Raw genomic sequence first — 1,132 nt, 5'->3', positions numbered from 1 at the left:
GCGGCGCTCCTACTGGCCGGCTTCGATCGCGGAACCCACGGAAGCCGTGGACCTGACGCCCGCTCCGGAAGAGCCCGAGGTGCCGTCCGGCGCGTCGCAGTCCGGCGATGTCCTGGACGTCGTGCTCAATGAATGCGCGCGGGTGCTCGGGCACGCGTCGGCTGCCGACGTGCCGCCGCAGGCCACGTTCAAGGACCTTGGTTTCGACTCGTTCGCGGGCGTGGAGCTGTGCAAGCGCCTGTCGGCGCTGCTGGGGCGCCGGGTGCTGGTCAACTCGACGTACGACCACCCGAGTCCGGCCGAACTCGCCGCGTACCTGACGGCGGAGGCGGCCCCGGCAATGTCCGCGGTTTCCCGCGGTGCCGCGATGGTGGACGACGATCCGATCGCCATCGTCGCGATGGCCTGCCGCTTCCCCGGGAGCGTGCGGGGGCCGGAGGATCTGTGGCGGCTGTTGGTCGAGGAGCGGGACGCCATCGGCGGCTTCCCGGCCGACCGGGGGTGGGACCTGGACGGGCTGTACGACCCCGATCCGTCCAACTCCGGTACGACATATGTCCGGCGGGGCGGGTTCCTGGACGACATCGCCGGTTTCGACGCCGGGCTCTTCGGCATCGCACCGCGCGAGGCGCTGGCGATGGATCCGCATCAGCGGCTGCTGCTGGAGACGGCCTGGGAGGCCTTCGAACGGGCCGGCATCGACCCCGGTTCCCTGCGCGGCAGCCGTACGGGCGTGTTCGTGGGCACGAACGAGCAGGACTACGCCACCTACACCACACCCGGTCCGGCTCAGGGCGGTGAGGGTTTCCTGCTGACCGGGCACGCGGCGAGCGTGGCGTCCGGGCGGCTGGCCTATGTGTTCGGTCTGGAGGGTCCGGCCCTCACCGTCGACACCGCGTGCTCGTCGTCGCTGGTCGCGCTGCATCTGGCCGTCCAGTCGCTACGCGGCGGTGAGTGCGATCTCGCGCTGGCGGGCGGTGCCAGTGTGATGTCGACGCCGGGCATGTTCCTGGAGTTCTCCCGGCAGGGCGGACTCGCGGCGGACGGCCGCTGCAAGGCGTTCGACGAGTCCGCGGACGGCACGGGCTGGTCGGAGGGCGTGGGCACGGTGCTGGTGGAGCGCCTGTCCGAG

General features: G+C 71.6%; 1 protein-coding gene. It reads left to right on the top strand.

Going from position 1 to position 1,132, the window contains the following annotated elements; translation table 11 throughout:
* Window positions 1-1,132 (top strand): acyl carrier protein (locus LQ326_RS47235; protein WP_372497148.1); only part of this gene is annotated, 1,132 nt, incomplete at both ends.

The sequence above is a fragment of the Streptomyces shenzhenensis genome (assembly GCF_021462265.1).
Lineage (GTDB): Bacteria > Actinomycetota > Actinomycetes > Streptomycetales > Streptomycetaceae > Streptomyces > Streptomyces shenzhenensis.
The sequence above is the reverse complement of the archived record's forward strand: the minus strand, read 5'-3'. Positions and strand labels throughout refer to the sequence as shown.